This window comes from Acinetobacter sp. 197, from assembly GCF_048148385.1.
Taxonomy (GTDB): domain Bacteria; phylum Pseudomonadota; class Gammaproteobacteria; order Pseudomonadales; family Moraxellaceae; genus Acinetobacter; species Acinetobacter pecorum.
On sequence record NZ_JAYWZK010000015.1, the window covers coordinates 33,274 to 58,969 of the forward strand.

Below are 25,696 nucleotides of genomic sequence, written 5' to 3' on the forward strand. Positions count from 1 at the left end.
ATGTTTACAGGTATTATCGAAAGCCTCGGCAAAGTTGAAAGTCTGCAAAGCGTTGGCGGTGATGTACGTTTGCGGATTCAGACTGATCTGGACATGTCCGATGTACATCTGGGTGATTCTATTGCGACCAACGGTATTTGCCTTACAGTCATTGACTGGGGCGAGAACTGGTATGCGGCTGATGTTTCCCGTGAAAGCCTGAACCGGACTACACTGGGTAACTGGAAAGCAGGCCAGCCTGTCAATGTCGAAAAAGCCATGTTGCCGACTACGCGTTTTGGCGGTCATATTGTGTCAGGTCATGTGGATGCAGTCGGCGAAATCACGCTGGTTCGTGAAGACGCCCGCTCGATTTATTATGAAGTGACGGCACCGGCCGAAATTGCCAAATACCTGGCAGAAAAAGGCTCGGTTACAGTCGATGGCATCAGTCTGACGATTAATCATTTGCGTGGCAGTGTCATTAGTCTCAACCTGATTCCGCATACAGCGGAGCGGACCAATATCGGTACCTGGAAGGTGGGAACCAAGGTCAACCTGGAAGTTGATGTACTGGCACGTTATATCGAACGTTTATTGCTGGGTGATAAAGCAGCTGAAACCACTGAACAATCGAAAATCAGCATGGATTTTCTGGCTGAAAACGGTTTCTTAAAATAAGAAAAATGCTGATTTACTAAACAGTCTGATTGAAAAATTAGACTGTTTTTTTATTTTTCGGGATAATCAGCAGTTCAACTTGCAAATATTGCCTGGGTGGACGGGTCGAATGCTCGATTTTTTACTTAACTTGGAACAGTCATTGCCGCTATTGCTCGATCAATACGGGGTATGGATTTATGCAATTCTGTTTCTGGTGATTTTTGCAGAAACCGGTTCTGTATTTTTCTTTTTTCTGCCGGGTGACAGCTTGTTACTGGCTGTGGGAGCGTTATGCGCCAGCAGTGATATCGTGACCTTGCATTCCATGGGGTTGTTGCTATTTACTGCTACAGTGCTGGGTTATAGCGTGAATTATTACACTGGGAAAGTTCTCGGTTTAAAATATTTCAATCAGCATTCACGTTTTTTTAAGCCAGAATATATGGTGAAAACCAATCACTATTTTATGAAACATGGTGGTAAAACTATCGTGATTGCGCGCTTTATTCCCTTTGTTCGCTCATTTGGCCCTTTTGCTGCAGGATCGGCCCATATGAGTTTTGCCACATTCAGCTTCTATAATATTGTGGGGGGTATACTCTGGATTGGCACTTTATTAAGTATTGGTTATCTGCTCGGAAATGCCGCCTTTATGCTGGCCGACTTTTTCTAGGATAAAACTAAAAAAGCCCGAATGTTCGGGCTTTTTATGTGAAAGGATGATCTAACTATTGCGTGGCTGCTCAGAAAATTCAGAGTTTTGAATGATATACTCAATTTCTTCTTTGGCTGCAGCACGCATTTTCTCTCTGAGTGCATTGACAGTTTGTTCAATCACCGCTTCTGCCTCAAGTTCCAGACGTAAACGCACACTTTCTAATTCGGATAAAATGTTCTGGTCCTCAATCTGGCTGTGGCCTTTGGCAAAGTCAAAAGTATGCTCAGGGTTTTTCCGAAAGCGGTCAACATAGTGCTGCACTTCAGTCTTTAGATGCATATTCATTTCAGCAAGCATTTGGTTCTGTTCGCTCAATTTTCGCTGTTCTTCAAGACGTAGCTGTTCTAGATAGGCTTGTTCTTCGGCACGCTTTTCGGCCAGAGCTTTTTCGAGCGCGAGCTGTTTGCGAATACGGGCTTCTTCAATCAATTCGGCCTTGCGCTGCGCATAGGCTGCTTCAATCTTGCGTTCAGATTCCTGCTGCAAGCGCTGCTCACGACTCTGCCATTCTTCCAAAGACGTTTCAGGTTTTAAAATATCGCAGATACGAGAGAGGTCATCGATAAAGGTCTGACGTACAGCTTCCGGCACATTTAACCAGCGCTGTTTAAAATCGGGACCTACATTTAATGCCACGTGCCTCTCCTTATGAATAATATCGGTTAAAGCTTATGGGTGTTTGGCTCAATGCCTAAACGACGATACTGTTTGAATTTTTCACGGCCCTGCTGTTTAGCCGTTTCTTGGTTTTCAATAATCTCAATAATGTGACTAAATTTCGCGTAAGGTTCAAGTGCTTCCGGATTAAAATTGAAAATAATCCAGTCAGACTCTTCAGGTAGCCTTGCCGAAATACAGACCGTGGCCTGAGGCTGGTCAATGCCATGGGGAATAAAACTGCCTGGATCAAAGCTCCACAGGCGTTCATCCAGCTGTTGCTGCAATTCGGCATTAGCACACAGTAACCAGATCCGCGCCGGCTGGCGCAGAATCTTGCGGCATAAACGGCAAGCGCTGTCCACTTGCCGTTCAGGGCTTTTTTCAAATAAATAAAAGCTGACTTTAGCCATTCGACTGAACGCGGTTGGCTAGGAATTGCATCAATAGTGGGACAGGACGGCCGGTTGCACCTTTATTGGTACCTGAGTTCCATGCCGTACCTGCAACATCCAGATGTGCCCAGCGATATTCACGGGTAAAACGTTGTAAGAAGCAGGCAGCAGTCACAGAACCGGCTTTTGGACCACCGATATTGCCAATATCTGCAAATGGTGAGTCAAGCTGTTCCTGATAGTCTTCCAGTACCGGCATACGCCATACCCGGTCAAACGAATCTTGACCGGCAGTTTCCAGCTCTGCTGCCAGTTTATCATCTGGTGTGAACATACCGGTTAGCACTGAACCTAAGGCGACCACACAAGCACCAGTTAAAGTTGCAATATCAATCACTAAAGCAGGATTGAAACGTTTTACATAAGTCAGGGTGTCGCACAGCACCAGACGGCCTTCGGCATCGGTATTCAGGATTTCGACGGTCTGACCACTCATGGTGGTCACGATATCGCCAGGACGGGTGGCTTTGCCTGAAGGCATATTCTCTGCTGCAGCAATGGTACCTACGACATGCAATGGTAAGCGGGACTCACACAATGCACGCATCGTGCCGAGCACAGAGGCTGCACCGCACATGTCGTATTTCATTTCGTCCATGCCTGCGCCTGGTTTGAGAGAAATACCGCCGGTATCAAACGTAATGCCTTTACCTACCAGCACGACCGGTGCTTCGCTACGCTCTGACTGATACTCTATGCTGATAATACGGCCCGGACGCTCTGAACCCTTACTTACTGCAAGGAAGGCACCCATGCCTAAATCTGCCATCTGCTGTTCGTCCAGCACCGTGACTTTAAGCAGGTCTGGATATTCAGCGGCCAAAGCCACCGCCTGTTCTGCAAGATATTCAGGGAAACAGATATTGCCTGGACGGTTACCTAGGTCACGTGCCAAGTTTTGTCCGTTCTGCACTGCTTGTACCAGTTGCAACTGTTCGGTAGTTAATACGCTATGGGTGGCAATCAGGTCGATCTGCTCAAGTACAAATTCATTTTTCTTGGATTTGTATTCATCATAACCATAGCTGGCCTGAGTTAGAAACAGGGCAAACAGATAATGGAATTCTTGTGGAAGCTGGTTCAGGTCTACAGAAATCTGTTTGAATTTTTTTTGAGTGGCCTGAATAATAGTCTGTGCGATTTTTGCAAGTTTGGCCGGTTGCAGTTCAGCAACTTTGCCCAAGCCGATCAGTGCGGCATGGCTAGACTGACTTACCTGACCAATTAGGCTCAGGCTTTCGGCCAATGCTGCCTTGAATTGAGAGGCTTCAATTAATGTGTCTAAATTATTGATTTGATAGGTTGCTGTTGTATTCTGAAGCTGTTCTGAGTCAACTAAAATCAACAAAGATTGACTTGATCCATTCTCTGGGAATGACGTATTAATTGTAAGTTTCATATTCTGTTTTCACGCCTGTCTAGATTGGTAAATCATTCAGTCATTGAAACATTTATCTGAATAGATTTTCAATGGGCTGAGCGGCTTAGGTTTTATATTTTTGCTATTCGGGTAAACTAGCACTCGTTTTATAGACCTTATTTTGGAAGAATTAATTTGATTATTCGGCGTTATCTGGTCAAGCAAGTTATCTCGACATCCTTGGTGGTGATTGCCTTATTGACTTTGATCATGATGGGTGGTCGACTGATCAAGTATTTTGGGGTCGCTGCACAAGGCCGTCTGGATGCAGGCATTCTATTTAGCATTATTGGCTACCGGCTGCCTGAATTCTTGACCCTGATTCTTCCACTCGGTTTCTTTATTGGACTGATGCTGGTTTTTGGCCGTTTATATGTCGATCATGAAATGGCCGTCCTGAATGGTAGTGGTGTCAGCCGGCATCAACTGGCGCGCTTGCTAGTGCCGATGACCCTGGTATTTTTGATTGCTCAGGCGGGACTCATGCTCTGGGCTGCACCTTGGGGAATACGCCAGTTTGAAGCCCTGACCACCAGTCAGGCGGTACGTACCGGTTTTGATCTGGTACGACCCAAAGAATTTATCTCTTCCGGACCCTATACCATTTATGCGGGTGACCTGTCTGAAGACCGTAAAAACTTAAAAGATATATTCTTCTATCAGCGTGCGCAAAAAGAAGGCAAGCCGGATGTGATGATTCTGGCACAGGAAGCGACCCGAATCGAAATACCAAATGATGCTGCCAATGTGGTAGATCTGGTCCAGGGGCGCCGTTATGAGATTTATCCGGGTACACCGCAGTATACTCAAGCTGAATTTGAAAGTTATCGTCTGCGCCTGGAAAGTAATGAAGAAGTAGAGTTTGCCAGTACTGACGTTGAAGCCTTGCCGACTTCGCAATTATGGAAGAACCGTCAGGATCCTGTGGTGGCCAGTGAACTGGGCTGGCGGGTGTTTGTGCCTTTTGCCATTTTGATTGCCCTGATCTTGGCTGTGGCCTTATCTGAGGTAAGTCCACGACAGGGTCGTTATCTTAAGTTATTTCCTGCCCTCATGATCTTTGCCAGTCTGATTGTGGCCCTGATGGCAGTAAAGACCCGGATCAGTAAACAGGAAATGGGAATCTGGGCCTATCCATTGATCCTGATTGCCTATGCAATTGCAGGTGCCTTGTTCTCACGTAAACAGAAATTGGGTCCGAAAATCAAGAAACAGATTCAGCGAGTGAGGTCTTAACAATGTTGGCACGTCGTATAGTTGCAAAACATGTGACCCAAACCACTGCGCTGGCCATGCTGGGTGCAACCGCGGTATTGGCGGGTTTACAGGTTTTATTTACTTATCTGGGTGAGCTGGGCTCACTCAAAGAAGGGTATGGCGCCTGGGATGCCTTGAAATATGTACTCTGGGAAGCGCCGAAATATTTGTATGAAATCCTGCCGATTTCTGCACTGATTGGTGCAGTATTGGGACTGGGCACATTAGCTTCGAATAGTGAGCTGATCGTGATGCGTTCGGTGGGTGTAAGCTTATGGCGTATAGTCGGCTGGGTCATCCGTTCAGCCCTGTTGCTGGTGGTGTTGTCTTTTGCCTTAAGTGAGTGGGTGATTCCGTATACCACTGAACAGGCCAAAAGCGTCAAGAGTGCCAGTAAAGCCGCTCAACTCGGTGAAGTCCGTGGTTACTGGACCCGCGAAGGTCAGCGCTTTATTTATATCGATTATGCCAACTCCAAAGGTCAGCTGAAAAATGTGCAGATGCTGGATTTCGATGACAATTACCGTTTACGTGGCACTTTAGAGGCTAAAGAGGGTGAGTTTGTCAAAGACGGAGCCTGGAAATTAAACAGTACCGAGCAGTTTGATATTTTAAAAGATGGCAATGCGACTCTGGTGCAACATGCTGAACAGCCACTGGCTCTAGCCTTGCAACCGAAATATGTGCATATGGTGACGATTGATCCAGAAGATTTATCGCCAAGCCAGCTAGTGAGCTTTATGAGCTATATGCATGAATACAGCCAGGTGCCTAAAACCTATCAGTTGGCTTTCTGGCAGAAAGTCGGTTCCCCATTTGCCCTGATCGCCTTGGTAGTGATTGCCTGTTCGTTTATTTTCGGGCCGTTGCGTCAGCAATCCATGGGTTTTCGTCTGGTGATCGCCTTATTTGCCGGACTGGGTTTCTTCTATCTGCAGGATTTCCTCGGCTATGCCAGTCTGATTTATGCACCCTCACCAGCCTGGTTCGTATTTATTCCCATTCTGATCATGTTTGGTATCGGGGGATATCTGCTGCATCGGGCACGCTAAACCACAGGGAAATAGAACAAATCAATCATCATGAGAGGCCTAAACCATACCCGGGTCATGGCCTCTTTTTATAAACTTCGCTAAAATAGAGCGATTAATTCGTAGACGAACAGAGTATTTCATTATGACGGATGCAACTGCTGGCAAAATCCCTCACGTTTTGGTGATTATGGATGGTGTGGGTCATCGCGAAGCGGTCGAAGACAATGCGTTTTTAGCAGCTAAACGACCAAATTTAACTGCAATGCAGAACAAGCATCCACATGGTTTGATCTCGGGTTCAGGTGAAGATGTTGGCCTGCCGGATGGCCAGATGGGTAACTCGGAAGTCGGACATATGAACCTCGGTGCAGGCCGTGTGCTGTATCAGGACTTTACCCGAATTACCAAAGACATTCGTACAGGTGACTTCTTTGAACATGAAGTGCTGGTCGATGCAGTAGAGAAAGCCAAAGCTGCAGGTGGGGCAGTACATTTGCTTGGCCTTTTGTCTGAAGGCGGTGTGCACTCACATGAAGATCATATCGTGGCGATGGCAGAGCTCGCACTGAAACGTGGTGCCAAAGTCTATTTACATGCATTTTTAGATGGTCGTGATACACCGCCTAAAAGCGCACAGCCTTCATTAGAAAAACTCGATGCACTATTTGCGCAATATCCAGGTCAAGGTCGTATTGCGACCATGATCGGCCGTTATTTTGCCATGGACCGTGACAATCGCTGGGATCGTGTTGAACAGGCCTATCGTTTGCTGACTGAAGGTGAAGCGGTTCGTAACACAGCAACTGCAGTCGAAGGTCTGGAACAGGCCTATGCAGCTGGTGAGTCGGATGAGTTTGTCAAAGCGACCCGTATTGGCGAGCTGGCAAAAATTCAGGATGGCGATAGCGTGGTGTTCATGAACTTCCGTGCTGACCGTGCCCGTGAATTGACCCGCGCATTTGTGGAAAAAGACTTTGCCGGTTTTGAACGTAAAGTGGTGCCAAATCTGGCGAAGTTTGTCATGCTGACGCGTTATCAAGCCACGATTGATGCACCTGTGGCGTATATGCCTGAAGCATTGGTCAACTCGATTGGCGAATACCTGTCAAACCTGGGCAAAACCCAGCTGCGTATTGCGGAAACAGAAAAGTATGCCCATGTGACTTTCTTCTTCAGTGGCGGTCGTGAAGACGAATATCCGGGTGAGAAACGTATCCTGATTCCATCGCCAAACGTAGCCACTTATGACCTTAAACCGGAAATGAGTGCTTATGAAGTGACTGATGAACTGGTTGCTGCGATCAATTCAGGTGAATTTGACCTGCTGGTGGTGAACTATGCCAATGGGGATATGGTCGGCCATACTGGCGTATTCGATGCTGCGGTAAAAGCAGTTGAAGCGGTTGATACCTGTTTGGGTCGGGTTTACGAAGCCGTGATGGCGCAAAAAGGTCATATGATTGTGACTGCCGATCATGGTAACGTTGAGCAGATGCAGGACTACCACAGTGGTCAGGTACATACCCAGCATACGACTGAATTGGTTCCATTTATTTATGTCGGCCCAACTCAGGCCACAATCGTGGAAGGTGGGGTGCTGGCAGATGTCGCACCGACTTTATTAAGCCTGATGCAAGTTCCGGTACCGGCTGAAATGCAGGGCCGTAACCTGATTCAGCTTGATGCATAATCTTTAATAAAATTCTGAAAAGGTAAAAGAATGACAAGAACACGCTGGAAGTCTGTCGTAATACTATGCTTACTGATGTGTTTGAGTCATTCAGCCTGGAGTGCCGGCTCCGACGAGCCGGCATTCGATGATATGGAAATGAATGGACAGGTGTATTCTGAAATTCCTGTGGCTTCCATTCAGGAATTCGTACAAATTTATGGCATTGTAAAAGACAATTATATTCAAGATAAAAATGACGATGCCTTGTTTCAGCAGGCCATTCAGGGCTTGGTCAGTGGCCTGGACCGCTATTCCCGTTATTTGTCTCCTGAAGATTATAAACAGCTGCGTGAATATACCGAAGGAGAGCTGGCCAGCATTGATTTCGACCTGCAGTTTGATCCACGACTGAAGCAATGGGTGATTCGAGGTCTGAGTGACGACGCCGATTCAGCCAAACAGGGTCTGCGAAATGGTGTCACCGTTTATAAAATTGACGATCAGGTATTAAGCAGCCTAAATCAGGCGCAGGTCCGGCAATTACTCAGTGGAGCAGTCGGTTCTACGCTCACGGTTCAGCTTTCTCCCCAAAGTCCGGCCTTTCGTCTGGTACGCAATACCAAACTGGATACCGAAATTAAATCGAGCTTGCACAATAATCAGGTCCTGGTTTTACAGGTGAAAGTTTTTCAGCAAGATACTGCCAATGAAATCAAACGTCTGATTGAAAGTTATTCGGATAAACGCTTAAAAGCCGTGTTATTTGATCTGCGCAATAACCCGGGGGGCTTACTCTCTGCAGCAGTAGAGTCTGCCGATTTATTTTTGAATCAGGGCGTGATTGTATCGACCAAAAGCCGGGCTGAAGGTAACCAGCAATTTCAGGCCTTGCCGAGTTTTGAGTTTCAGAATCTGAAAGTTGGGGTTCTGATTAATAACCGCTCGGCTTCTGCAGCAGAAGTCTTTACTGCCGCCTTAAAAGAGCATAACCGTGCTTGGGTAGTGGGTGAAAAAAGCTATGGCAAAGGGGTGGTACAAAAACTCTTTCCTTTAAGCAACGGTTCGGCTCTACAGATGACCGTATCGCAGTACTTTAGCCCGAGCGGGCAGATGATTGAAGGGCGGGGAATACAGCCGCATTTCAATTATCCATTCAAGCAGGAGATGCGTGAGGAGAGCTATCTGGACCATGTCACAGACTTGCTGCTCCAGCAAAAATAATTATTCGTCTTCTTCAGTATCGAGTCCGAACTTTTTTAAACGATAGCGCAGGGAACGGAACGACATGCCGAGTTTCTTGGCGGCCAGTGTCCGGTTCCAGTGGGTCATATTCAGCGCATTCAGTAAAATTTCTTTTTCCACCTTTTCCAGATATAGCTCCAATCCTTCTTCAGGCAGCTTTCTAGGGGCAATCAGGGTTTCAGTCGCAATGATTTCGCTCGTAAATGTATTTATTTCCTGAGAGCTGTTTAGTGCCTGACGTAGGGGTGCACTCTGCAGATGCTGAAGATCAATCCGTTCTTCATCACTCAAGGTAATTGCACGTTCCATAATATTACGCAATTCACGTACATTACCGGGGTAATATTGCCCCAATAAAAACTCTTTACTGCGTTCAGTCAGTTTTTTATTGGGAATTCCCCATTCCTGACAAATTTTCTGAATAAAGTGTTCAGCCAGTAACAGAATATCTTGGCCGCGTTCACGCAGCGGCGGTAAAGTCAGATCCATGACATGAATACGGAAATATAAATCCTGACGGAATTTCCCCTGTTGCACCAGGGCTTCCAGATCCTGATGGGTAGCACTGATCACGCGGAAATCCACATCAATTTCGGTATCTGAACCGAGTGGACGAATACGTTTTTCCTGTACGGCACGTAACAGTTTGACCTGCATGGAAAGTGGCAGTTCTGCAATTTCATCCAGAAACAGACTGCCGCCATGGGCAGATTGAATCAGGCCCTGTTTGTCCTGTGCAGCGCCGGTAAAGCTGCCTTTTTTATGTCCAAACAGTTCGCTTTCCATCAGTTCAGTCGGAATGGCACCACAGTTGATTGCAATAAAAGGCCCTTCATTACGGTTGCTCAGGCGGTGGACCAGATTGGCCACCACTTCCTTGCCAGTGCCGGATTCACCCGTAATAAAAACCGGTGCCTGGGATCGGGCAATTTTTTGTAAGGTAATACGTAATTGCTGAATCGGCAGGGATTGTCCAATCAGCATTTTATGTTCGAGCGCTTCATTCGGATTATTATGCGAATAATCTACCGGTTTATTCAGGGCCTTTTGGAGTAGCTGTTCCAGGTGTTTCTGGTTAACCGGTTTACTGACAAAATCAAAAGCCCCTGCTTTGAGTGCAGCAATGGCAATTTCCATGTTGCCATAGGCAGTCAGGACCGCGACCGGAACTGCGGGATAGAGCTTACCAATCCAGTCCACTAATTCCAGACCATTGCCGTCGGGCAGGTTCAGGTCAGTCAGGCAGGCATCATATTGATGATTGGCAAGATATTTTTTAGCATCTTCTAGTCGATGGGTAATGTGGGTACGAATTCCCATACGCAGTAGTGACATTTGCATGAGGGTACATAAATCTTCCTCATCATCCACCAAGAGTACTAGTGGTTGTTGTTCCCCATTCATCTTCCTTGACCCCTTTATAGCGTGATACGTTGACAGCTGATGCGAAAGCATGCGCCCTGTTCTTGTTGTATATAGTTTAATTGTGCCTGATTTGCTTCACAAAAACTATGTGATAAATACAGTCCTAATCCGGTGCCGCTAATTGAAGTGCTAAAAAAGGGTTTAAACAGTAAGGCCTGGTCATGTACAGCCACGCCCGAGCCAAAATCTCGTATGTCAATCCAGACCCGATGTTCATAGGGATGCACATTCAGCTGAATATAGGCTGCATCTGCTGCATTGTGGCGAATGGCATTACGAATCAGGTTAATCAGGATTTGCCGGAACTGTGCTTCATCAAATTGAATCATGAGGGGGATATCAATATTAAATTGAATCTGATCGCGAATATCAGCCAGATCTTCCTGGATAAATAACGGGATAAATTCATTAAGATTAATTGGCACCGGATGGGTTTCTTTATTTTTGACCATATTCAGTGTGTCCTGAATAATCCGGTCAATCCGGGTGGCCTGTCGGCCAATCATCTGCTGGAGTAGCTGTTGCTGTTCAGTTTCCGAGTCCAGATATAAATCATTGGCCTGCACAATGGCTGCCAGGGGATTGCGAATTTCATGCGCAATACTGGCAGAGAGCTGACCTAAAGCAGCAAGTTTGAGCTGTTGCACCTGCTGATTCAGCTTTTTGGCATCCTGCAATACAAGCAGCATGAGGGTCTGGTGCGGTACAATCAGCTTTTGTACCTGCACATGAATGTTATAGCGACTTTGCTGGGAATCAAACTGAAAACGCTCACCATTTTCCAGCGTTTCAAACTGGATCAGTTCAAATAAATCAGGTTGTGAGTGGTATAAGGTGAACTTTTCATGGCCATATTTCGATTCAATTCCCAGAAGATTGCAGGCGGCAGGATTGCTGAGTACCACATGATAGTTTTCATCCAGTACCAGATAGCCGGTTTCGATCTGTTCCAGAATATAGCGGTTGATATTCTGTAAGCGATACAGTTCTAGAGATTGAGAAAAGTTTAGATTTTCCAGAATCTGAAAACGGCGTACGGCAATTTGTCCGGTGCCATAAACCATAAAGAATAAAAAAGCCAGTAAGGCACTATTACTGATATTACTCAGCGAAGAAAATGCAAAAATGCTGCCGATAAAATGCTGGTAAATTACGCTGATAACCGCAACCAGCGTGACCACCAAGGCTTTTTTTGCATCCAACAATAAGGATGCAGAAAAGATGGTGATTACAAACAGCAGTCCGATCTGCAAATTAGGACCATCACTGGCCAAGGTCAGCAAACTTAAAATGCAGACATCGCTAAAGAAAATCATGATCAGCTGCGGCTGGATCAGATGTCTGATCCATTTCAATGCAAACAGCTGTACAGTATTGATCGCTACCCCGATTCCCAGCGCATAATAATACAGCTGAGGATATTGGTAATCTATATTTACTTCGGGATAGGTCAGCAGAAAAATCAGCAGCAGACCGGTACTGATCAGCAGGCGATAAGCGCTATACCAGATACCTAGATGATATTGATTCAGTTCAGCATAGTTTTTTTGTTGTGCCATATGCACCATGATTCACCAAAGGCTAAGGTTTAATCAGCCCATAGCGCATGGCCAGATGAGTCAGTTTGACATCACTGTCAATATTCAGTTTTTCAAAAATACGGTAACGATAGGTATTCACGGTTTTAACGCTGACAAAGAGTTTGTCGGCAATTTCCTGGGCGCTGATACAGTTCACCACCATCATGGCCACTTGCATTTCCCGTTCTGAAAGTGCATCAAAAGGCGACTGCTGTGTATCGGAAAGGTAAGAACTGGCGAGCTGCTCGGCAATGTCGGCACTAAAATATTTGCCGCCTTGCATGACTTTATTAATCGCCCGTACCATTTCCGTAATGGGTGCTCCCTTGGTGATATAGCCTTTGGCACCTGCTTTAAGAAGTAAAGAGGGATAAGGTTCTTCTGCCAGGCCACTGACCGCTAGTACTTTGGTTTCAGGCGCCGTCTGTAGCAGGCGGCGCGTAGTTTCTACGCCGCCAATACCCGGCATGTTGACATCTAATAGCACTACATTCGGATGATGTTGACGAACCAGAGAGATTGCTTCTTCACCAGATTCAGCCTGGCCAATTACCTGAACCTCCGCATGGTCTTCCAGCATTCTGCAAATTCCAGTACGTACTAATTCATGGTCGTCCACAACTAAAACTGTGATCACCTATACTCTCCCTCTATTAAAAAAATCATTTTTTTGTTACATAAAGCAAAATAAGCTTGCAATGAAAGTACAAAATTAGCAATCCTATTCGCAAGATTAAATCTGAAACCTAGCACACAGTGTCAAGAACAAAAAATGTTCAGGATTGTGTTTAAATGTAAGGCATATTAGAGGTAATACGCAAATCAATCTTACCTCTGTTAGTTGAGTGAAGGAATAATGAAGAAAATAAACAAGTCTCTAAGGCATCTACTCGGCCTGTCCGTGTTAATCAGCATGAGCACGACAAGTTTTGCCGAGATCATTATGAATTCTGGCACAGCAGAGGGCGGATCCAGTATCAGCTGGTCTTCTGAAGAAGTTAACCAGTTAATGAGCGATGATTTTAATGCATCTGCCAACGAACCTTCGCCACCTGGTTCAGCTACAGTGATGACTACTTTGCGTCCGGCCGGAACAGTAGCGCCAGCAGCAGTCAAGCCAGCCTATACCGCACCACAGATTATTGATACTAATCATTTTAGTAATCAACCTTCTGTAAATGCACGGGCTGCACTGGTCATGGATGCACAAACCGGTGAAGTGCTGTTTAGTAAAAATACCAATACTGCCTATCCGATTGCATCCATTACCAAATTAATGACAGCCGTGGTCATTTCAGATGCACGGTTGAATATGTCAGAAAAAATCACCTTGCAACAGGCTGATTTTTCCTGCTCAGGGTGCAAGAGCTCAAGCTCGACTTTAAGAGCAGGGGATAGTATGAACCGTGCTGAAGCATTGTTATTTGCCCTGATGAAGTCTGAAAATCCGGCTGCGGCAGCTTTAGCACGTACTTATCCTGGTGGTCGCTCAGCGTTTATTGCCAAAATGAATGCAAAAGCCAAAGAACTCGGGATGAATTCTACTCACTTTATGGAATCAACAGGTTTGCATCCAGGTAATGTGGCCTCCGCCCGTGACTTGGGGATTTTGGTGAATACTGCTTCTCAATATGGCCTGATTCGCCAGTTCTCAACAACACCAAGCTATGACTTTAACTTGGGCTACCGCGTGCTGAAATCCAATAATACCAATGCACTGGTACGCAATGGCGGCTGGAATATCAATATTTCTAAAACCGGTTTTATTAATGAAGCAGGGCGCTGTGTTGTAATGCACACGACCCTGAATAACCGTCCGGTGGCAGTGGTATTATTGGGGGCTAACAGTTCGCAGGCACGCACGAATGATGCCACCCGTTTAATGACTTGGGTAACTCAGCAACCAAAACGAATCTAATTTATTGGTTCATAAAAAAACCCTGCAATCGCAGGGTTTTTTTATGCTGACAGAAATTACATATTTGACAGAATTGAGTCTTTTACCTGAGCCATAGTTGCATCAATCGACAACATTACGGCATCAGCACATTGTTTAATTGCGGTGTCAGGATCTTTCAGACCATTACCCGTTACGGTACATACGATCACTGAGCCTTCTGCAATTTTACCCGCTTTAATATCACGGATGGCACCGCCTACAGATGCAGCAGATGCTGGCTCTACGAATACACCTTCATACATAGAAAGCAGACGTTGAGCTTCAAGAATCTCCGCATCAGTCAGTTCATCAAACCAGCCGTTCGAATCACGAACAACCGCTTTAGCATGATTGAAGCTTTGCGGATTACCGATACGAATCGCAGTTGCAACAGTTTCCGGGTTTTCTACTGGACCGCCACGAAGGAACGGTGCAGCACCAGAGGCTTGGTAACCTGCCATGATTGGCAAACCTGCCGGTTTAGGACCCGTGAAAGCATCATTTTCAGCATCGTAAACGACTTGCTCAAATTCTTCTTTCGACTGGTTGGCAACCGCTTCGGTATAGCCCATCCAGTGTGCAGTGATGTTACCCGCGTTACCGACTGGCAAGCAGTGGTAATCCGGAGCACGACCTAAAGCTTCAACGATCTCGTAAGCAATGGTTTTTTGACCTTGCAAACGGTAAGGGTTAATTGAGTTTACAATCGTTACCGGTGCCTGATCTGCAACTTCTTTAACCAGACGCATACCATCATCGAAGTTACCGCGAATTTGCATGGTGATCGCACCATACATCATCGCCTGTGCCATTTTACCCATAGCAATTTTGCCTTCCGGGATTAAAACGAAGGCTTTGATGCCTGCACGTGCCGCATAGGCAGCAGCAGCAGCTGAGGTATTCCCGGTAGAAGCACAGATGATGGCTTTAGAACCATCTTCAACCGCCTTGGTTACTGCCATGGTCATACCACGGTCTTTAAATGAACCAGTCGGGTTTAAGCCTTCGTACTTCACATAGATTTCAACGTCTTTACCAATGATGCGTGGAATATTCTCAAGCTTGATCAGCGGAGTATTACCTTCACCCAAAGAGATCGCACGAGTAGTTGCAGACACTGGTAAACGGTCGCGATAGCGGTCAACTAAACCAGTATAACGATTGGCATTCGACATGATGATGTTCCAATTGTGTGTAGAGCTTGGCGAGGGAAGAGTGTCCCCTCGACCCGATTAATTATCAAGCGATTCTAAACGAATTCGTACAATTTCGCCATGAATGACGGGTAATGCTTGAATTTGTTGAAGGGCTTCATCCATTTTTGATTCCTTGACTGGATCAGTCAGAATCACGATAGGAATAAGGTCTTTTAAGCGTGGTTGCTGCATGATAGCATCGATACTGATCCCGGCACGGCTTAAAATCGTGGTGACATCGGCAAGCACGCCCATTTGATCTTCGGCATTAATACGGATGTAATAGCCGGTCGTCATTTGTTCACGAGTTAAGATCGGTAAATCGGTCAGGGCTTCAAAGGCCAGTTGTGGAATGGTTCCTGCACCGTCTTCGGTGTAAATAATATCACGGACAATATCCACAACGTCTGCGACTACTGCAGAAGCTGTTGGACCAGCACCTGCACCAGCCCCGTAATACAGTGTTGGACCGACCGCGTTGGCTTGAACAAGCACGGCATTTTTCACGCCATTCACATTGGCAATTAGCTGGTCATCTGGAATTAAAGTAGGATGAACGCGTAATTCGATTCCGGCATCTGTGCGGCGTGCAATACCCAAGTGTTTGATACGGAAGCCCAAGTCTTCTGCATATTTCACGTCTTGCGCAGTCACTTTGCTGATGCCTTCAGTAAATACTTTATCGAACTGGAGCGGTATACCAAATGCACATGAAGCTAGAATCGTCAGTTTATGCGCAGCATCAATGCCTTCAACATCAAAGGTTGGATCGGCTTCAGCATAACCGAGTTCCTGTGCTTCTTTCAGCACATCGTCAAAAGCACGACCTTTTTCACGCATTTCACTGAGAATGAAGTTACCAGTACCGTTAATAATCCCTGCCAGCCATTCAATCTTGTTGGCTGCCAGACCTTCACGAATCACTTTAATAATGGGAATACCACCTGCAACTGCCGCCTCATAGGCAATTTGCACGGCATTGTCTTCAGCCGCCTTAAACAGTTCATTACCATGTTCAGCCAAGAGTGCTTTATTGGCTGTCACGATATGTTTGCCATGTTTCATGGCTTCCATAATAATTTCGAAAGCAGGATGAATTCCACCCATGACTTCCACCACCACATCTACATCAGGTTGACGTACGATGTCCATCAAGTCTGCACTCTGTTTGACTGATGCCGATAGATTCAGATCAGGACGTGGACGACGGGTGCCTACATAGGTAATTTCAATTTCACGACCGGTGCGACGTTTAATCTCAGCAGCATTTTCTTTTAATAGTTTCAAGGCACCACCACCTACAGTACCAAGACCGAGGATTGCCAGACGAACTGGTTTCACGTCACACTCCAAATTACACAGTTTTTTACAAGAACCTAGATCATAGCTAAAAAAACTGCCTGACTCTAGGGTCATTTCAGAATATCTTTATTTATAAATTAAAGTTAAATAACGTATTAAAATGAGTTATTTAAGCCGGTTCAATAACTCAGCGGCAGACAGGTAACCCCCCAGATAAATTCCTTCTGAACTATAAATTGCAGGGGTACCATTTACACCTATATTCAGACCCATTTGATATTGATCCTGAACAGGATTTTTACATTTGGCTGCACTGATCTGTGCACCCGCAATCGCCTGGTCAAATGCACTTCGGCGGTCGGCACTGCACCAGATCGCTTCCATGGCCGGCATATGCTGTTCACCACGTGGCCAGGCGATATAACGCACTTCAATGCCTTTGGCATTCATCTCGTCCATTTGCTCATGAAATTTATGGCAATACGGACAGCTGACATCGGTAAATACATAGACCACATGCTTGGCTTTGCCTTTGGCTGGATAAATCAATAGATCTTCAGCTTTCAGTCCATCAAACAGTTTTTTGTTGATCCCGGCTTGCAGACTTTCACTGACGTTATGTAGCTGTTTGTCTCCCAGGCGGATCACATCACCCTGAATCAGATATTTGCCATCACTGGTTACATAGACCGCAGACATGCCTTCTAGGCTGACCCAGTACAGGTTCGGCACTTCGGTTGCTTTAATATCGGTGATCTTGGCATTGATACCGGCAGTTTTGAAATGCTTTTCCAGAGTAGAAACCAAACGCTGTTGTGCATTACGTTCGGTGAGGGTAGATGCTTCGCCCGTTGCGGGTGCGCTTGCAGTCAGTGTATCTTGCTTTTTAGCTTCGTTATTGGAGTTGGAACATGCAGCAAGACCCAAACCAGCAGCAAGTGTGCAAGCCATAAAAATTTTTGAGCGGGCAAATGTCATAAATAACCCTTTTCTTCTTGGACTGAAAACAGAGCATTAGCATAACAAAAAAAAATGCAAACACGTCAAACTTCTCAGTTTATTCGGTCTGGATCTGATTTAAGCACGTGGATGATGGGTTGCATGCAGCTGCTGCATTCGGACCTGTGCCACATGGGTATAAATCTGGGTGGTAGACAGGTCACTGTGTCCAAGCAACATCTGTACCACGCGTAAGTCTGCGCCATGATTGAGTAAATGAGTGGCAAAGGCATGGCGCAAGGTATGTGGGGACAGTTCGGCCTGGATTCCGGCCTGCAGTGCATAACGCTTAATGGCATACCAGAAATTCTGTCGGCTCATGATGCCGCCATGCTGGGTCAGAAACAGATAATCGGTCGAAGTTTTATATAATTGTGGACGGGCTTCGGTTAAATATTTTTCTACCCATTCACAGGCCATTTGGCCCATCGGTACCAGACGTTCTTTATTGCTCTTACCGACAATGCGTAAATATCCCTGTTTTAAGTTGATCAGTTCCAGACGCAAGTTAATCAGTTCGGTCACCCGGAGTCCGCAGGCATACAGTACTTCAAACATGGCGCGATCACGCAGTCCTAATGCCGTGTTGATATTCGGGGCATGAATCAGGGCTTCTACATCTGTTTCGGAGAGATCTTTGGGTAAGGCCCGGCCCAGTTTCGGGGTTTTATGTGCAGCAACCGGATTGTCACTACGCAGTTTTTGCTCACGCAGAAATTTATAAAATGAACGCAAAGCAGACAGGCAGCGGGCAATCGAACGCGGACTTTTTTGCTGTTTGGTCAGTGCAATCAGCACATCGGAAATATCATCATGACTCCATTGTGGCAAGGGTTTGCTCAGGCATTCTGCACATTGCATCAGATCGGACAGATAGGCGTTGCGGGTATGCGGGCTGACCGTTTGCGCAATCAGATAGTCACGAAAACCCTGTAAATAGCTGAATACTTCAGGAATTTGGACAGGGGCGGGAATACGAGGTTTTTTATTCAGCATAGAGTGAAAAGATCTGATCTGAAAAAGCGATGAATTTAATAGATATTCTCCACTGTAGTTTAATTTCACCAAACTGTCGATGTGATATGAAACTAATTCAGCATGTAATCAATCTTATTTGTTAATTATTCTCATTTGTTTGTATACTGTCCAAAATAGTTCAGGAATTTTCACGGTGCGTTTGTCTGATTTAAAAGCAAAACAAACAGCCATCATCCGAAAAGTAAGTCGAACGGCTGATGGTGAAGGTGCTCTCAACGATGTTGTAGCGAGTCGCCTGGAAACTCTAGGCTTTGTGCCCGGTACGAAGGTACAGGTGATTACTAAAGGTATTTTTGGTGGAGATCCCATTTTGATTCAAGTTGGATTTACACGTTTTGCTTTGCGTAAATCAGAAGCAGCCAAAATTGAAATCGAGCAGGCGGTGTCGGCATGAGTGATACATTACGTATTGTCCTTGTCGGTAACCCTAACTGCGGTAAAACTTCATTATTCAACCATTTAACCGGAACTCGCCAGAAAGTCGGCAACTATGCAGGTGTCACGGTTGAGCGTAAAGTCGGTACATTTCAGCTTGCTTCAGGCAAAGCGGTACGGGTACTGGATTTGCCCGGAACTTATAGTCTGGATGCGACCAGTCCGGATGAAGAGATTACCCGTAATGTCGTACAAGGTAAAATTGCTGAAGAGCAGGAACAGAATGCATTTTTATGTGTGGTGGATGCCACTAATCTAAAATTGCATCTGGGTCTGGTACTGGAAATGATTGAGCTGGGCCGTCCGGTGCTGGTTGTGCTGAACATGATGGATGAAGCACGCCGACGTGGCATGCAGATCAACACCCAGAAGCTGTCCGAACGACTGGGCGTGCCTGTGGTAGAAACGGTGGCTGTACGTAATTCAGGCATAGAAAATCTGAAAAATGCGCTAGATCAGGGCAAGTATTCTGTACCGCAGACCGAACTCAGTGGCTTGAAAGGTAACAGTCACCAGCGCGTGGAAAACATTCTGAATGACGTGGTCAATTTCGTCGATCAGGAAGATAAACGTACCGATTTCCTTGACAGGATTTTTCTGCATCCGGTAATGGGCTTAATTAGTCTGGCCGTCATGATGTTTGTGATTTTCCAGGCTGTATTTGCCTGGGCTGCTCCGTTTATGGATGGCATTGAAACCTTCTTCGGCTGGCTTGGTGAGTTCCTCGGCGAATATATTTCCCATCCCTTACTGAATAGTCTGGTGGTGGACGGGATTATTGCCGGTGCCGGTGGCGTGGTGGTGTTCCTGCCGCAGATTCTGATTCTGTTCTTCTTTATTCTGGTACTGGAAGAATCAGGTTATTTACCGCGTGCTGCTTTTCTATTAGATAAGCTGATGTTTAAAGCCGGTTTATCAGGACGTGCCTTTATTCCATTATTGTCCAGCTTTGCCTGTGCCATTCCCGGGATTATGGCTTCGCGTACCATTAGTGATCCACGAGATCGTTTAACCACGATTTTCGTTGCCCCCTTAATGACCTGTTCGGCGCGCTTGCCAGTCTATGCCTTGCTGATTGCAGCATTCATACCGGCACAAACTGTGTGGGGTTTCCTCAATCTGCAAGGTCTGGTGCTGTTTGGTCTTTATATGGCGGGTATCGTGAGTGCCTTGCTGGTGTCTTTTGTGTTGAAATTCTTCCACAAAGATAAATCACAGCACATGCTGCTGATGGAACTGCCAAGCTACCGTTTTCCGGACTTGAAGAACGTTTGGATCGGCTTATTGGATCGCGGCAAAATCTTCTTGAAACGTGTCGGTGGCATCATCTTCGCATTATCGATTGTACTGTGGTTCTTGTGTACTTTCCCACAGCCCCCAGAAGGGGCAACCTTGCCGGCCATTGATTATTCATTGGCAGGGATGCTCGGTCATCTGATGCAGCCGATCTTTGCACCGCTCGGTTTTAACTGGCAGATCTGTATTGCCCTGATTCCAGCGATGGCAGCGCGTGAAGTGGTCGTTGCAGCACTGGGCACAGTCTATGCGATGTCGGCAGTTGATGAAGATGCAATGTCTGAAGGTCTGGCTGCACTGATCAGCGGTGGAGGTGATCTGGGCTGGTCAGTTGCGACAGGTTTATCTTTGCTGGTGTGGTTTATTTATGCACCACACTGTCTGGCGACCCTGGCAACGGTTAAACGTGAAACCGGTTCCTGGAAAACTGTCAGTATCATGACTGTTTATCTGTTTGGTCTGGCATATTTCATGTCATTCCTGACTTATCAAATTGCTTCATATTATTTGGGCTAAATCTCAGCTTGGCCTTTGCCAATTGAATTTGCTGCAATGTATATGTATGGGAGATTGAGATGATTGAAATTCTAATTGTGACAGCACTGGTGCTTTGGAGCATGCTGGTCGTATTCAAAAAGGTGTTTCCGAACACCTCTAACTCAGTCTTCCAGAAGCTGTCTGATGTCTGTGCGGCCAAGGGTTGGCAGCGTCTGGCCAAATGGCTGCAACCGGGTGTGGCGGCAGGCTGCGGTGGCAACTGTGCCTGTCCGGTTTCAGAAAAAGGTTCAGATGTAAAGCCGGCTCAACAAGCGGTAAAATGGAAATAATTTCCTGTTCTGGCTGAATTTTAAAAACCGTCATGATCATGACGGTTTTTTTACGCATGGACACAAAAAAAATGTGCAGAAGAGCCAATCAGAAAAGGCATTCAAAACAGCAAAGTGCTACCATTTCGTCAGTTTCAAAATAGACCAAAATATGGGGCGAAAATGTTAATACAACGTGGTGGGTTAAAAGTCGTTGCAGGACTCGGAATATCAGGTGTTGCAGCAGTCAATTTCTTGCATAGTCAGGGCTACCGCGTTGCAGTAACAGATTCTAGAGCTAACCCGCCAGGACATGACCAGATTCCGGCTGAGGTTCAGACCAGTTTTGGTCAGTTTGATGCAGAGTTATTGCTGTCTGCAGAAGAAATCGTGATTAGCCCCGGGCTTGACCCTAAACTTCCTGAAATTCAGGCAGCGATTAACAAGGGTATTCCCGTAGTCAGTGAAATCCAGATTTTACGCCGTGCTACGGATAAGCCCATTGTGGCGATTACCGGTTCTAATGCCAAAAGTACCGTGACTACCTTGATTGGCCTGATGGCAGCGGATGCGGGTAAAAAAGTTGCCGTCGGTGGTAACTTAGGCCGTCCTGCGCTAGACCTGACCAAAGATGATCCTGAGCTGTATATACTCGAGCTGTCCAGTTTTCAGCTGGAAACCACCTCAAATCTGGCAGCTGAAGTCGCGGTGGTCTTGAACATGAGTGAAGATCATCTGGATCGTCATGGCGATATGATGGGTTATCACACGGCGAAACACCGGATTTTCCAGGGTGTGAAAAAAGTCGTCTATAACCGTGATGACTCTTTGACCCGTCCTTTGGTCCCAGATGTGACCCCGATGCAAAGTTTCGGTTTGAATGCACCGGATATGAACCAGTACGGTATTCTTAAGGATACCGATGGCAGCATCTGGCTGGCGCGTGGTCGTGAGCGTCTGCTGAAAAGTAGCGAGATGTATATGCAGGGCACGCATAATGTTGCCAATGCCTTGGCCTGTCTGGCACTGGGTGAAGCGATTGGTTTGCCACTAGAAAGTATGCTGAACACTTTAAAGACTTTTAAAGGTCTGGAACATCGCTGTGAATTCGTCAAGGAAGTACAGGGCGTACGCTATTATAACGACTCCAAAGGTACCAATATCGGTGCAACTTTAGCTGCGTTAGATGGTCTGGGCATGGCGATTGAAGCTCAAGGCGGTAAGGTCACGATTATTCTCGGTGGGCAGGGCAAAGGGCAGGACTTTAAGGCCTTGCGTGAATCATTAAGCAAATATGCCAAAGTAGCGGTATTGATCGGTGAAGATCGTCCTGTCATTGAAGCGGCAATTGCGGGCACGACTGAACTGATCCATGCGGACAGCCTGCAGCAGGCGGTAGAAATCTGCCAAAAGCACACCCAGGCACATGATGTCGTGCTATTGTCTCCTGCATGCGCAAGTTTTGATATGTTCTCGGGTTATCCTGAGCGTGGTCGCAAGTTTGTTGCGTATGTGAATGAACTCAATTAAGAATAACAAGGATTCGTGATATGGCTGGGTTTGCTCAGACTACGATCAATAAATTAAATCAATTTTATACGCAGTGGGTGCCTCGATTACCTGCTGAGCTGAATCCACGAAATGTGCTGATTTTCTGTGTATTGGCTTTGCTCTGTATCGGTTCGATCATGGTGGCGTCTGCCTCGATGCCCTATGCAGAACGTATGCATGAAAATCCGTTTCACTATATTAGCCGGCACGGTATTTCGATTTTTGTCGCTGCCGTAGCAGCTTTTCTGGCTTATAAAATCCCCTTAAAAGTCTGGTTTAATAACACTTTCTTTTTGTGGATTATTACCATCGTACTTTTGGTGGCCGTGCTATTTGTCGGGACGGAAGTCAATGGTTCCAAGCGCTGGATCCGGGTCGCTGGTTTTACCTTGCAGGCTTCGGAAGTCGCTAAAGTGATGATGGCAATTTTTACCGCAGACTACGTGGTACGCCGTGCGGAAGAAGTACGCAATAATATCAAGGGTCTGGTCCGTTTAAGTGCCATCATGGGTGCTACCGTCGGTTTGATTATTCTCGAGCCAGACCTGGGTGCAACTGTGGTAATTACCTTAACCATGCTTGGCGTGTTCTTTCTGGCAGGCGCACCTTGGATTCAGTTCGGTGTGGCCTTCATGACCCTGGTCGGAGCTTTTGCTGCCGCGATTCTGTTGGAACCGTATCGTCTGCAACGTCTGCTGTCTTTCTCGAATCCTTGGGAAGATCCACTAGGCACTGGTTATCAGCTCTCCAATGCCCTGATGGCCTTTGGCCGTGGCGAATGGGCAGGGGTAGGCTTGGGGCATAGTATCCAGAAAATGTCTTATTTGCCTGAGGCGCATACCGATTTCATGCTGGCAATTTTGGGTGAGGAATTTGGCTTTTTAGGCATTTCGACCATCCTGATCTTGTCCTTTACCATGCTGGTCTGTTGTATCCGTATCGGGCATCGCGCCTTGCAGCATCAATATTTGCGTGCCGGCTATCTGGCCTATGGCATCAGTATCATTTTCCTGTTACAGATTCTGGTAAATGCCGGCATGAATATGGGCATGTTACCGACCAAGGGTTTGACGCTGCCATTTATCAGTTATGGCGGTTCATCCCTGATTATCTGTGCAGTCATGATCAGTCTGATCCTGAAGATTGATTCAACCACACGCCAGGTCAATCCAAGCCGGGAAGAGTCAAGCTTCTAGATTGGAATTTCGTCCCGGCTCTGGCTGAGCATGGTCAAGCACTGTGCTCGGCATTGTGGTTCCACAATTGGAACAGGTCACAAAAGCAGTTTTAGGCTTGGAAAGTGGAATCAAAGGTATAAAAAATAAAGAAAAATAATGACGTTGCTGTTTGAGTTCATAAGCGGAACGGGTCCGGCAGACTGGACACAGAAACTGGCTTTTTTCAATTGTTTTGGTTTTAGGGCCAATACCAAAAATAAAAAACATTTTTAATCCTCTCTCGCTTTCGTTGTTATTTTTAGCTTAAGTGAAAAGCTGTTTTTATAAATAGTGACCTTGTAGCTCAGTTGTATGTGGAATCCGGTCGATATCCCATTGCGCCACTGCCTGTTGCAGCATCCTCTGTGGAGCATCTAAATCAACTTCAGCCTGATGCAAAGCCTGAAGTGCCTGTTTTAATAATTGTGGCGCCTGAGTCAAATCCAGTGCCTGGGCCAGATTCTGTTTTGACAGTTTTTGCCCCTGATCATTCATTGCCAGCGGCAGATGCATATAGCTTAGACGCGGATAACCGAGTAGCTGCCCCAGATAGATTTGCCGTTCAGTATTATCTAAAAGGTCAGCCCCACGTACCACATGAGTCATGCCTTGCAGATAGTCATCGACCACTACCGCCAGCTGATAATTAATAATCCCGTCACGACGTTTTAAGACAAAATCGCCCAGATCTTTTTTCAGTTCTGAACAGTGCCGACCTTGCAGCCGGTCTTCAAAACAGATTTCAACATCTTCAACTTTTAAACGGATGGCCTGATGCTCAAAAGCCAGACCCAAGTTGCGGCAGGTATCCTGATAGATATGGTTGGAACCGAGCATTTTACGGGTACATTGACAGGCATAGACCAGGCCTTGCTGACGTAATTGCTGGATGACGTCTTCGTAAATATCTAAACGGTCTTTCTGGAAAATGATTTCGGCATCAGGTTCAAGCTGAAAGGCATCCACGGCACGCAGGATATGATCTTCGCTGCCGGGATAAATGCGAGGAATATCGGTGTCTTCAATCCGGACCAGCCATTTGCCATGATGGGCTTTGGCATCGCAGTAACTGGCAACTGCGGTAATGAGGGAGCCAAAATGCAAAGGGCCGGTTGGCGATGGCGCGAACCGACCCACATAAGCCATCCTATTGTCCCCCTCCTTTTTTAAAGGAGGGGTTAGGGGAGGATTATTCAACAGCATCATTAACCGTTATTTTGCTTCTCTTTGATCTCTGCAAGGGTTTTGCAGTCAATACATAAAGTAGCCGTTGGACGTGCTTCTAAACGACGCAGACCAATCTCGATACCACAGGTTTCACAGAAACCATAGTCATCATTCTGGATCGCTTCGATCGACTGTTCAATTTTACGAATCAGTTTACGCTCACGGTCACGGGTACGTAACTCAATCGCAAACTCTTCTTCCTGAGTCGCACGGTCGTTGACATCTGGAAGAGCGGTATTTTCGTCTTGCATCGTATTTAAAGTACGATCCACTTCTGACATCAGTTCAGCTTTCCAGGCCAGCAAGATTTCGCGGAAATGCTGAAGCTGACCTTCAGACATATATTCTTCATTTTTTTTAGGTTGATAAGGTTCAATACCAAATAAGCTAGCAGTAGAACCACCATCAGTCGTTTTAGGTTTAGATTTACGTACGCGCTTTGCAGCTTTCTCTTCTACAACTTCAGTTTGATTGTCTAAGACTTGATTTTGGTTGTCATTCGCCATTTAGGGCATTCCTCATCATATGCGTATGATTGCTACGCAAAAAATATGGTGATATGCAATTTTTATCCACCCTGTAGAAGGA

At 46.1% G+C, this 25,696-nt stretch carries 25 protein-coding genes; 12 read left to right on the forward strand and 13 right to left on the reverse strand.

Annotated elements, in window-relative coordinates; translation table 11 throughout:
• Positions 1-660, forward strand: coding sequence for a riboflavin synthase (locus VXQ11_RS13785; protein ID WP_416681684.1), 660 nt, complete (start codon positions 1-3; stop codon positions 658-660).
• A 109-nt stretch (positions 661-769) separates the two neighbouring features.
• Positions 770-1,315: a VTT domain-containing protein gene (locus tag VXQ11_RS13790; protein ID WP_064094669.1), complete on the forward strand. Its 546-nt coding sequence runs from the start codon at positions 770-772 to the stop codon at positions 1,313-1,315.
• Positions 1,316-1,366: 51 nt separating this feature from the next.
• On the opposite strand, the gene VXQ11_RS13795 is transcribed toward VXQ11_RS13790, so the two are convergent.
• From VXQ11_RS13795 to VXQ11_RS13805, 3 genes are read right to left on the reverse strand one after another with little or no spacing between them, the layout of a single operon-like run.
• Positions 1,367-1,996 (reverse strand): hypothetical protein, encoded by a 630-nt coding sequence (locus VXQ11_RS13795; RefSeq protein ID WP_416681682.1) that lies wholly within the window; start codon positions 1,994-1,996, stop codon positions 1,367-1,369.
• 26 nt (positions 1,997-2,022) lie between these two features.
• The gene (locus VXQ11_RS13800; protein ID WP_064094667.1) at positions 2,023-2,430 is read right to left on the reverse strand and encodes a DNA polymerase III subunit chi; all 408 of its coding nucleotides are present in this window, start codon (positions 2,428-2,430) and stop codon (positions 2,023-2,025) included.
• Positions 2,423-3,871 (reverse strand): leucyl aminopeptidase, encoded by a 1,449-nt coding sequence (locus VXQ11_RS13805; RefSeq protein WP_416681679.1) that lies wholly within the window; start codon positions 3,869-3,871, stop codon positions 2,423-2,425. The genes VXQ11_RS13800 and VXQ11_RS13805 overlap by 8 nt, the downstream gene beginning before the upstream one ends.
• Positions 3,872-4,027: 156 nt before the next feature.
• Between VXQ11_RS13805 and lptF the strand changes: the two genes are divergently transcribed.
• The 4 genes from lptF to VXQ11_RS13825 all read left to right on the forward strand — a co-directional run bounded on the left by lptF (position 4,028) and on the right by VXQ11_RS13825 (position 9,076).
• Positions 4,028-5,128 (forward strand): LPS export ABC transporter permease LptF, encoded by a 1,101-nt coding sequence (lptF, locus tag VXQ11_RS13810; RefSeq protein ID WP_064094665.1) that lies wholly within the window; start codon positions 4,028-4,030, stop codon positions 5,126-5,128.
• Positions 5,129-5,130: 2 nt separating this feature from the next.
• The gene (lptG, locus tag VXQ11_RS13815; RefSeq protein ID WP_064094664.1) at positions 5,131-6,201 is read left to right on the forward strand and encodes an LPS export ABC transporter permease LptG; all 1,071 of its coding nucleotides are present in this window, start codon (positions 5,131-5,133) and stop codon (positions 6,199-6,201) included.
• A 124-nt stretch (positions 6,202-6,325) separates the two neighbouring features.
• Complete coding sequence (gene gpmI, locus VXQ11_RS13820) at positions 6,326-7,873, forward strand: 2,3-bisphosphoglycerate-independent phosphoglycerate mutase (RefSeq protein WP_416681676.1); 1,548 nt, start codon at positions 6,326-6,328, stop codon at positions 7,871-7,873.
• Positions 7,874-7,903: 30 nt separating this feature from the next.
• On the forward strand, positions 7,904-9,076 hold the full coding sequence (locus VXQ11_RS13825; RefSeq protein ID WP_416706284.1) for a S41 family peptidase: 1,173 nt from the start codon (positions 7,904-7,906) through the stop codon (positions 9,074-9,076).
• Here the strand turns inward: VXQ11_RS13825 and VXQ11_RS13830 are convergent, their stop codons facing one another.
• Genes VXQ11_RS13830 through VXQ11_RS13840 form a run of 3 tightly spaced genes read right to left on the reverse strand, consistent with a single transcriptional unit; the run spans position 9,077 to position 12,739 of the window.
• The gene (locus tag VXQ11_RS13830; protein ID WP_416706285.1) at positions 9,077-10,501 is read right to left on the reverse strand and encodes a sigma-54-dependent transcriptional regulator; all 1,425 of its coding nucleotides are present in this window, start codon (positions 10,499-10,501) and stop codon (positions 9,077-9,079) included.
• Between the two features lie 14 nt (positions 10,502-10,515).
• Positions 10,516-12,081 (reverse strand): sensor histidine kinase, encoded by a 1,566-nt coding sequence (locus VXQ11_RS13835; protein ID WP_416706286.1) that lies wholly within the window; start codon positions 12,079-12,081, stop codon positions 10,516-10,518.
• A gap of 22 nt (positions 12,082-12,103) precedes the next feature.
• Positions 12,104-12,739, reverse strand: a complete 636-nt coding sequence (locus tag VXQ11_RS13840; RefSeq protein WP_064094660.1) for a response regulator — start codon at positions 12,737-12,739, stop codon at positions 12,104-12,106.
• Between the two features lie 219 nt (positions 12,740-12,958).
• Between VXQ11_RS13840 and VXQ11_RS13845 the strand changes: the two genes are divergently transcribed.
• Positions 12,959-14,020: a serine hydrolase gene (locus VXQ11_RS13845; RefSeq protein ID WP_064094659.1), complete on the forward strand. Its 1,062-nt coding sequence runs from the start codon at positions 12,959-12,961 to the stop codon at positions 14,018-14,020.
• 56 nt (positions 14,021-14,076) lie between these two features.
• Here VXQ11_RS13845 and thrC read toward each other — a convergent pair whose 3' ends face one another.
• From thrC to xerD, 4 genes are all read right to left on the reverse strand, one after another.
• Positions 14,077-15,216: a threonine synthase gene (thrC, locus tag VXQ11_RS13850; RefSeq protein WP_416681665.1), complete on the reverse strand. Its 1,140-nt coding sequence runs from the start codon at positions 15,214-15,216 to the stop codon at positions 14,077-14,079.
• Between the two features lie 57 nt (positions 15,217-15,273).
• Entirely contained in the window at positions 15,274-16,578 is a 1,305-nt protein-coding gene (locus VXQ11_RS13855) for a homoserine dehydrogenase (protein ID WP_416706287.1), read from the reverse strand.
• Between the two features lie 126 nt (positions 16,579-16,704).
• The gene (locus VXQ11_RS13860) at positions 16,705-17,517 is read right to left on the reverse strand and encodes a DsbC family protein (RefSeq protein WP_144723558.1); all 813 of its coding nucleotides are present in this window, start codon (positions 17,515-17,517) and stop codon (positions 16,705-16,707) included.
• A gap of 99 nt (positions 17,518-17,616) precedes the next feature.
• Positions 17,617-18,534 carry a site-specific tyrosine recombinase XerD gene (xerD, locus tag VXQ11_RS13865; protein WP_416706288.1) on the reverse strand — a complete coding sequence of 306 codons (918 nt, stop codon included), beginning with the start codon at positions 18,532-18,534 and terminating at the stop codon, positions 17,617-17,619.
• A 175-nt stretch (positions 18,535-18,709) separates the two neighbouring features.
• On the opposite strand from xerD, the gene VXQ11_RS13870 reads away from it, so the two are divergent.
• The 5 genes from VXQ11_RS13870 (at position 18,710) to ftsW (ending at position 23,860) form a co-directional block, all read left to right on the forward strand.
• The gene (locus VXQ11_RS13870; RefSeq protein WP_064094654.1) at positions 18,710-18,970 is read left to right on the forward strand and encodes a FeoA family protein; all 261 of its coding nucleotides are present in this window, start codon (positions 18,710-18,712) and stop codon (positions 18,968-18,970) included.
• Complete coding sequence (gene feoB, locus VXQ11_RS13875) at positions 18,967-20,823, forward strand: ferrous iron transporter B (RefSeq protein WP_416706289.1); 1,857 nt, start codon at positions 18,967-18,969, stop codon at positions 20,821-20,823. The genes VXQ11_RS13870 and feoB overlap by 4 nt, the downstream gene beginning before the upstream one ends.
• A 59-nt stretch (positions 20,824-20,882) precedes the next feature.
• Positions 20,883-21,134 carry a DUF6587 family protein gene (locus VXQ11_RS13880; RefSeq protein WP_416706290.1) on the forward strand — a complete coding sequence of 84 codons (252 nt, stop codon included), beginning with the start codon at positions 20,883-20,885 and terminating at the stop codon, positions 21,132-21,134.
• 162 nt (positions 21,135-21,296) lie between these two features.
• Complete coding sequence (murD, locus tag VXQ11_RS13885; RefSeq protein ID WP_416706291.1) at positions 21,297-22,643, forward strand: UDP-N-acetylmuramoyl-L-alanine--D-glutamate ligase; 1,347 nt, start codon at positions 21,297-21,299, stop codon at positions 22,641-22,643.
• 20 nt (positions 22,644-22,663) lie between these two features.
• A complete protein-coding gene (gene ftsW / locus VXQ11_RS13890; protein WP_064102355.1) occupies positions 22,664-23,860 on the forward strand; it encodes a putative lipid II flippase FtsW in 1,197 nt (398 codons plus the stop codon).
• On the opposite strand, the gene VXQ11_RS13895 is transcribed toward ftsW, so the two are convergent.
• Genes VXQ11_RS13895 through dksA form a run of 3 tightly spaced genes read right to left on the reverse strand, consistent with a single transcriptional unit; the run spans position 23,849 to position 25,614 of the window.
• Complete coding sequence (locus VXQ11_RS13895) at positions 23,849-24,109, reverse strand: zinc ribbon domain-containing protein (protein ID WP_416706292.1); 261 nt, start codon at positions 24,107-24,109, stop codon at positions 23,849-23,851. The genes ftsW and VXQ11_RS13895 overlap by 12 nt on opposite strands.
• A 54-nt stretch (positions 24,110-24,163) precedes the next feature.
• Positions 24,164-25,084: a tRNA glutamyl-Q(34) synthetase GluQRS gene (gene gluQRS / locus VXQ11_RS13900; RefSeq protein ID WP_416706301.1), complete on the reverse strand. Its 921-nt coding sequence runs from the start codon at positions 25,082-25,084 to the stop codon at positions 24,164-24,166.
• A 2-nt stretch (positions 25,085-25,086) separates the two neighbouring features.
• Positions 25,087-25,614 carry an RNA polymerase-binding protein DksA gene (dksA, locus tag VXQ11_RS13905; protein ID WP_064094648.1) on the reverse strand — a complete coding sequence of 176 codons (528 nt, stop codon included), beginning with the start codon at positions 25,612-25,614 and terminating at the stop codon, positions 25,087-25,089.
• Positions 25,615-25,696 lie beyond the last annotated feature (82 nt).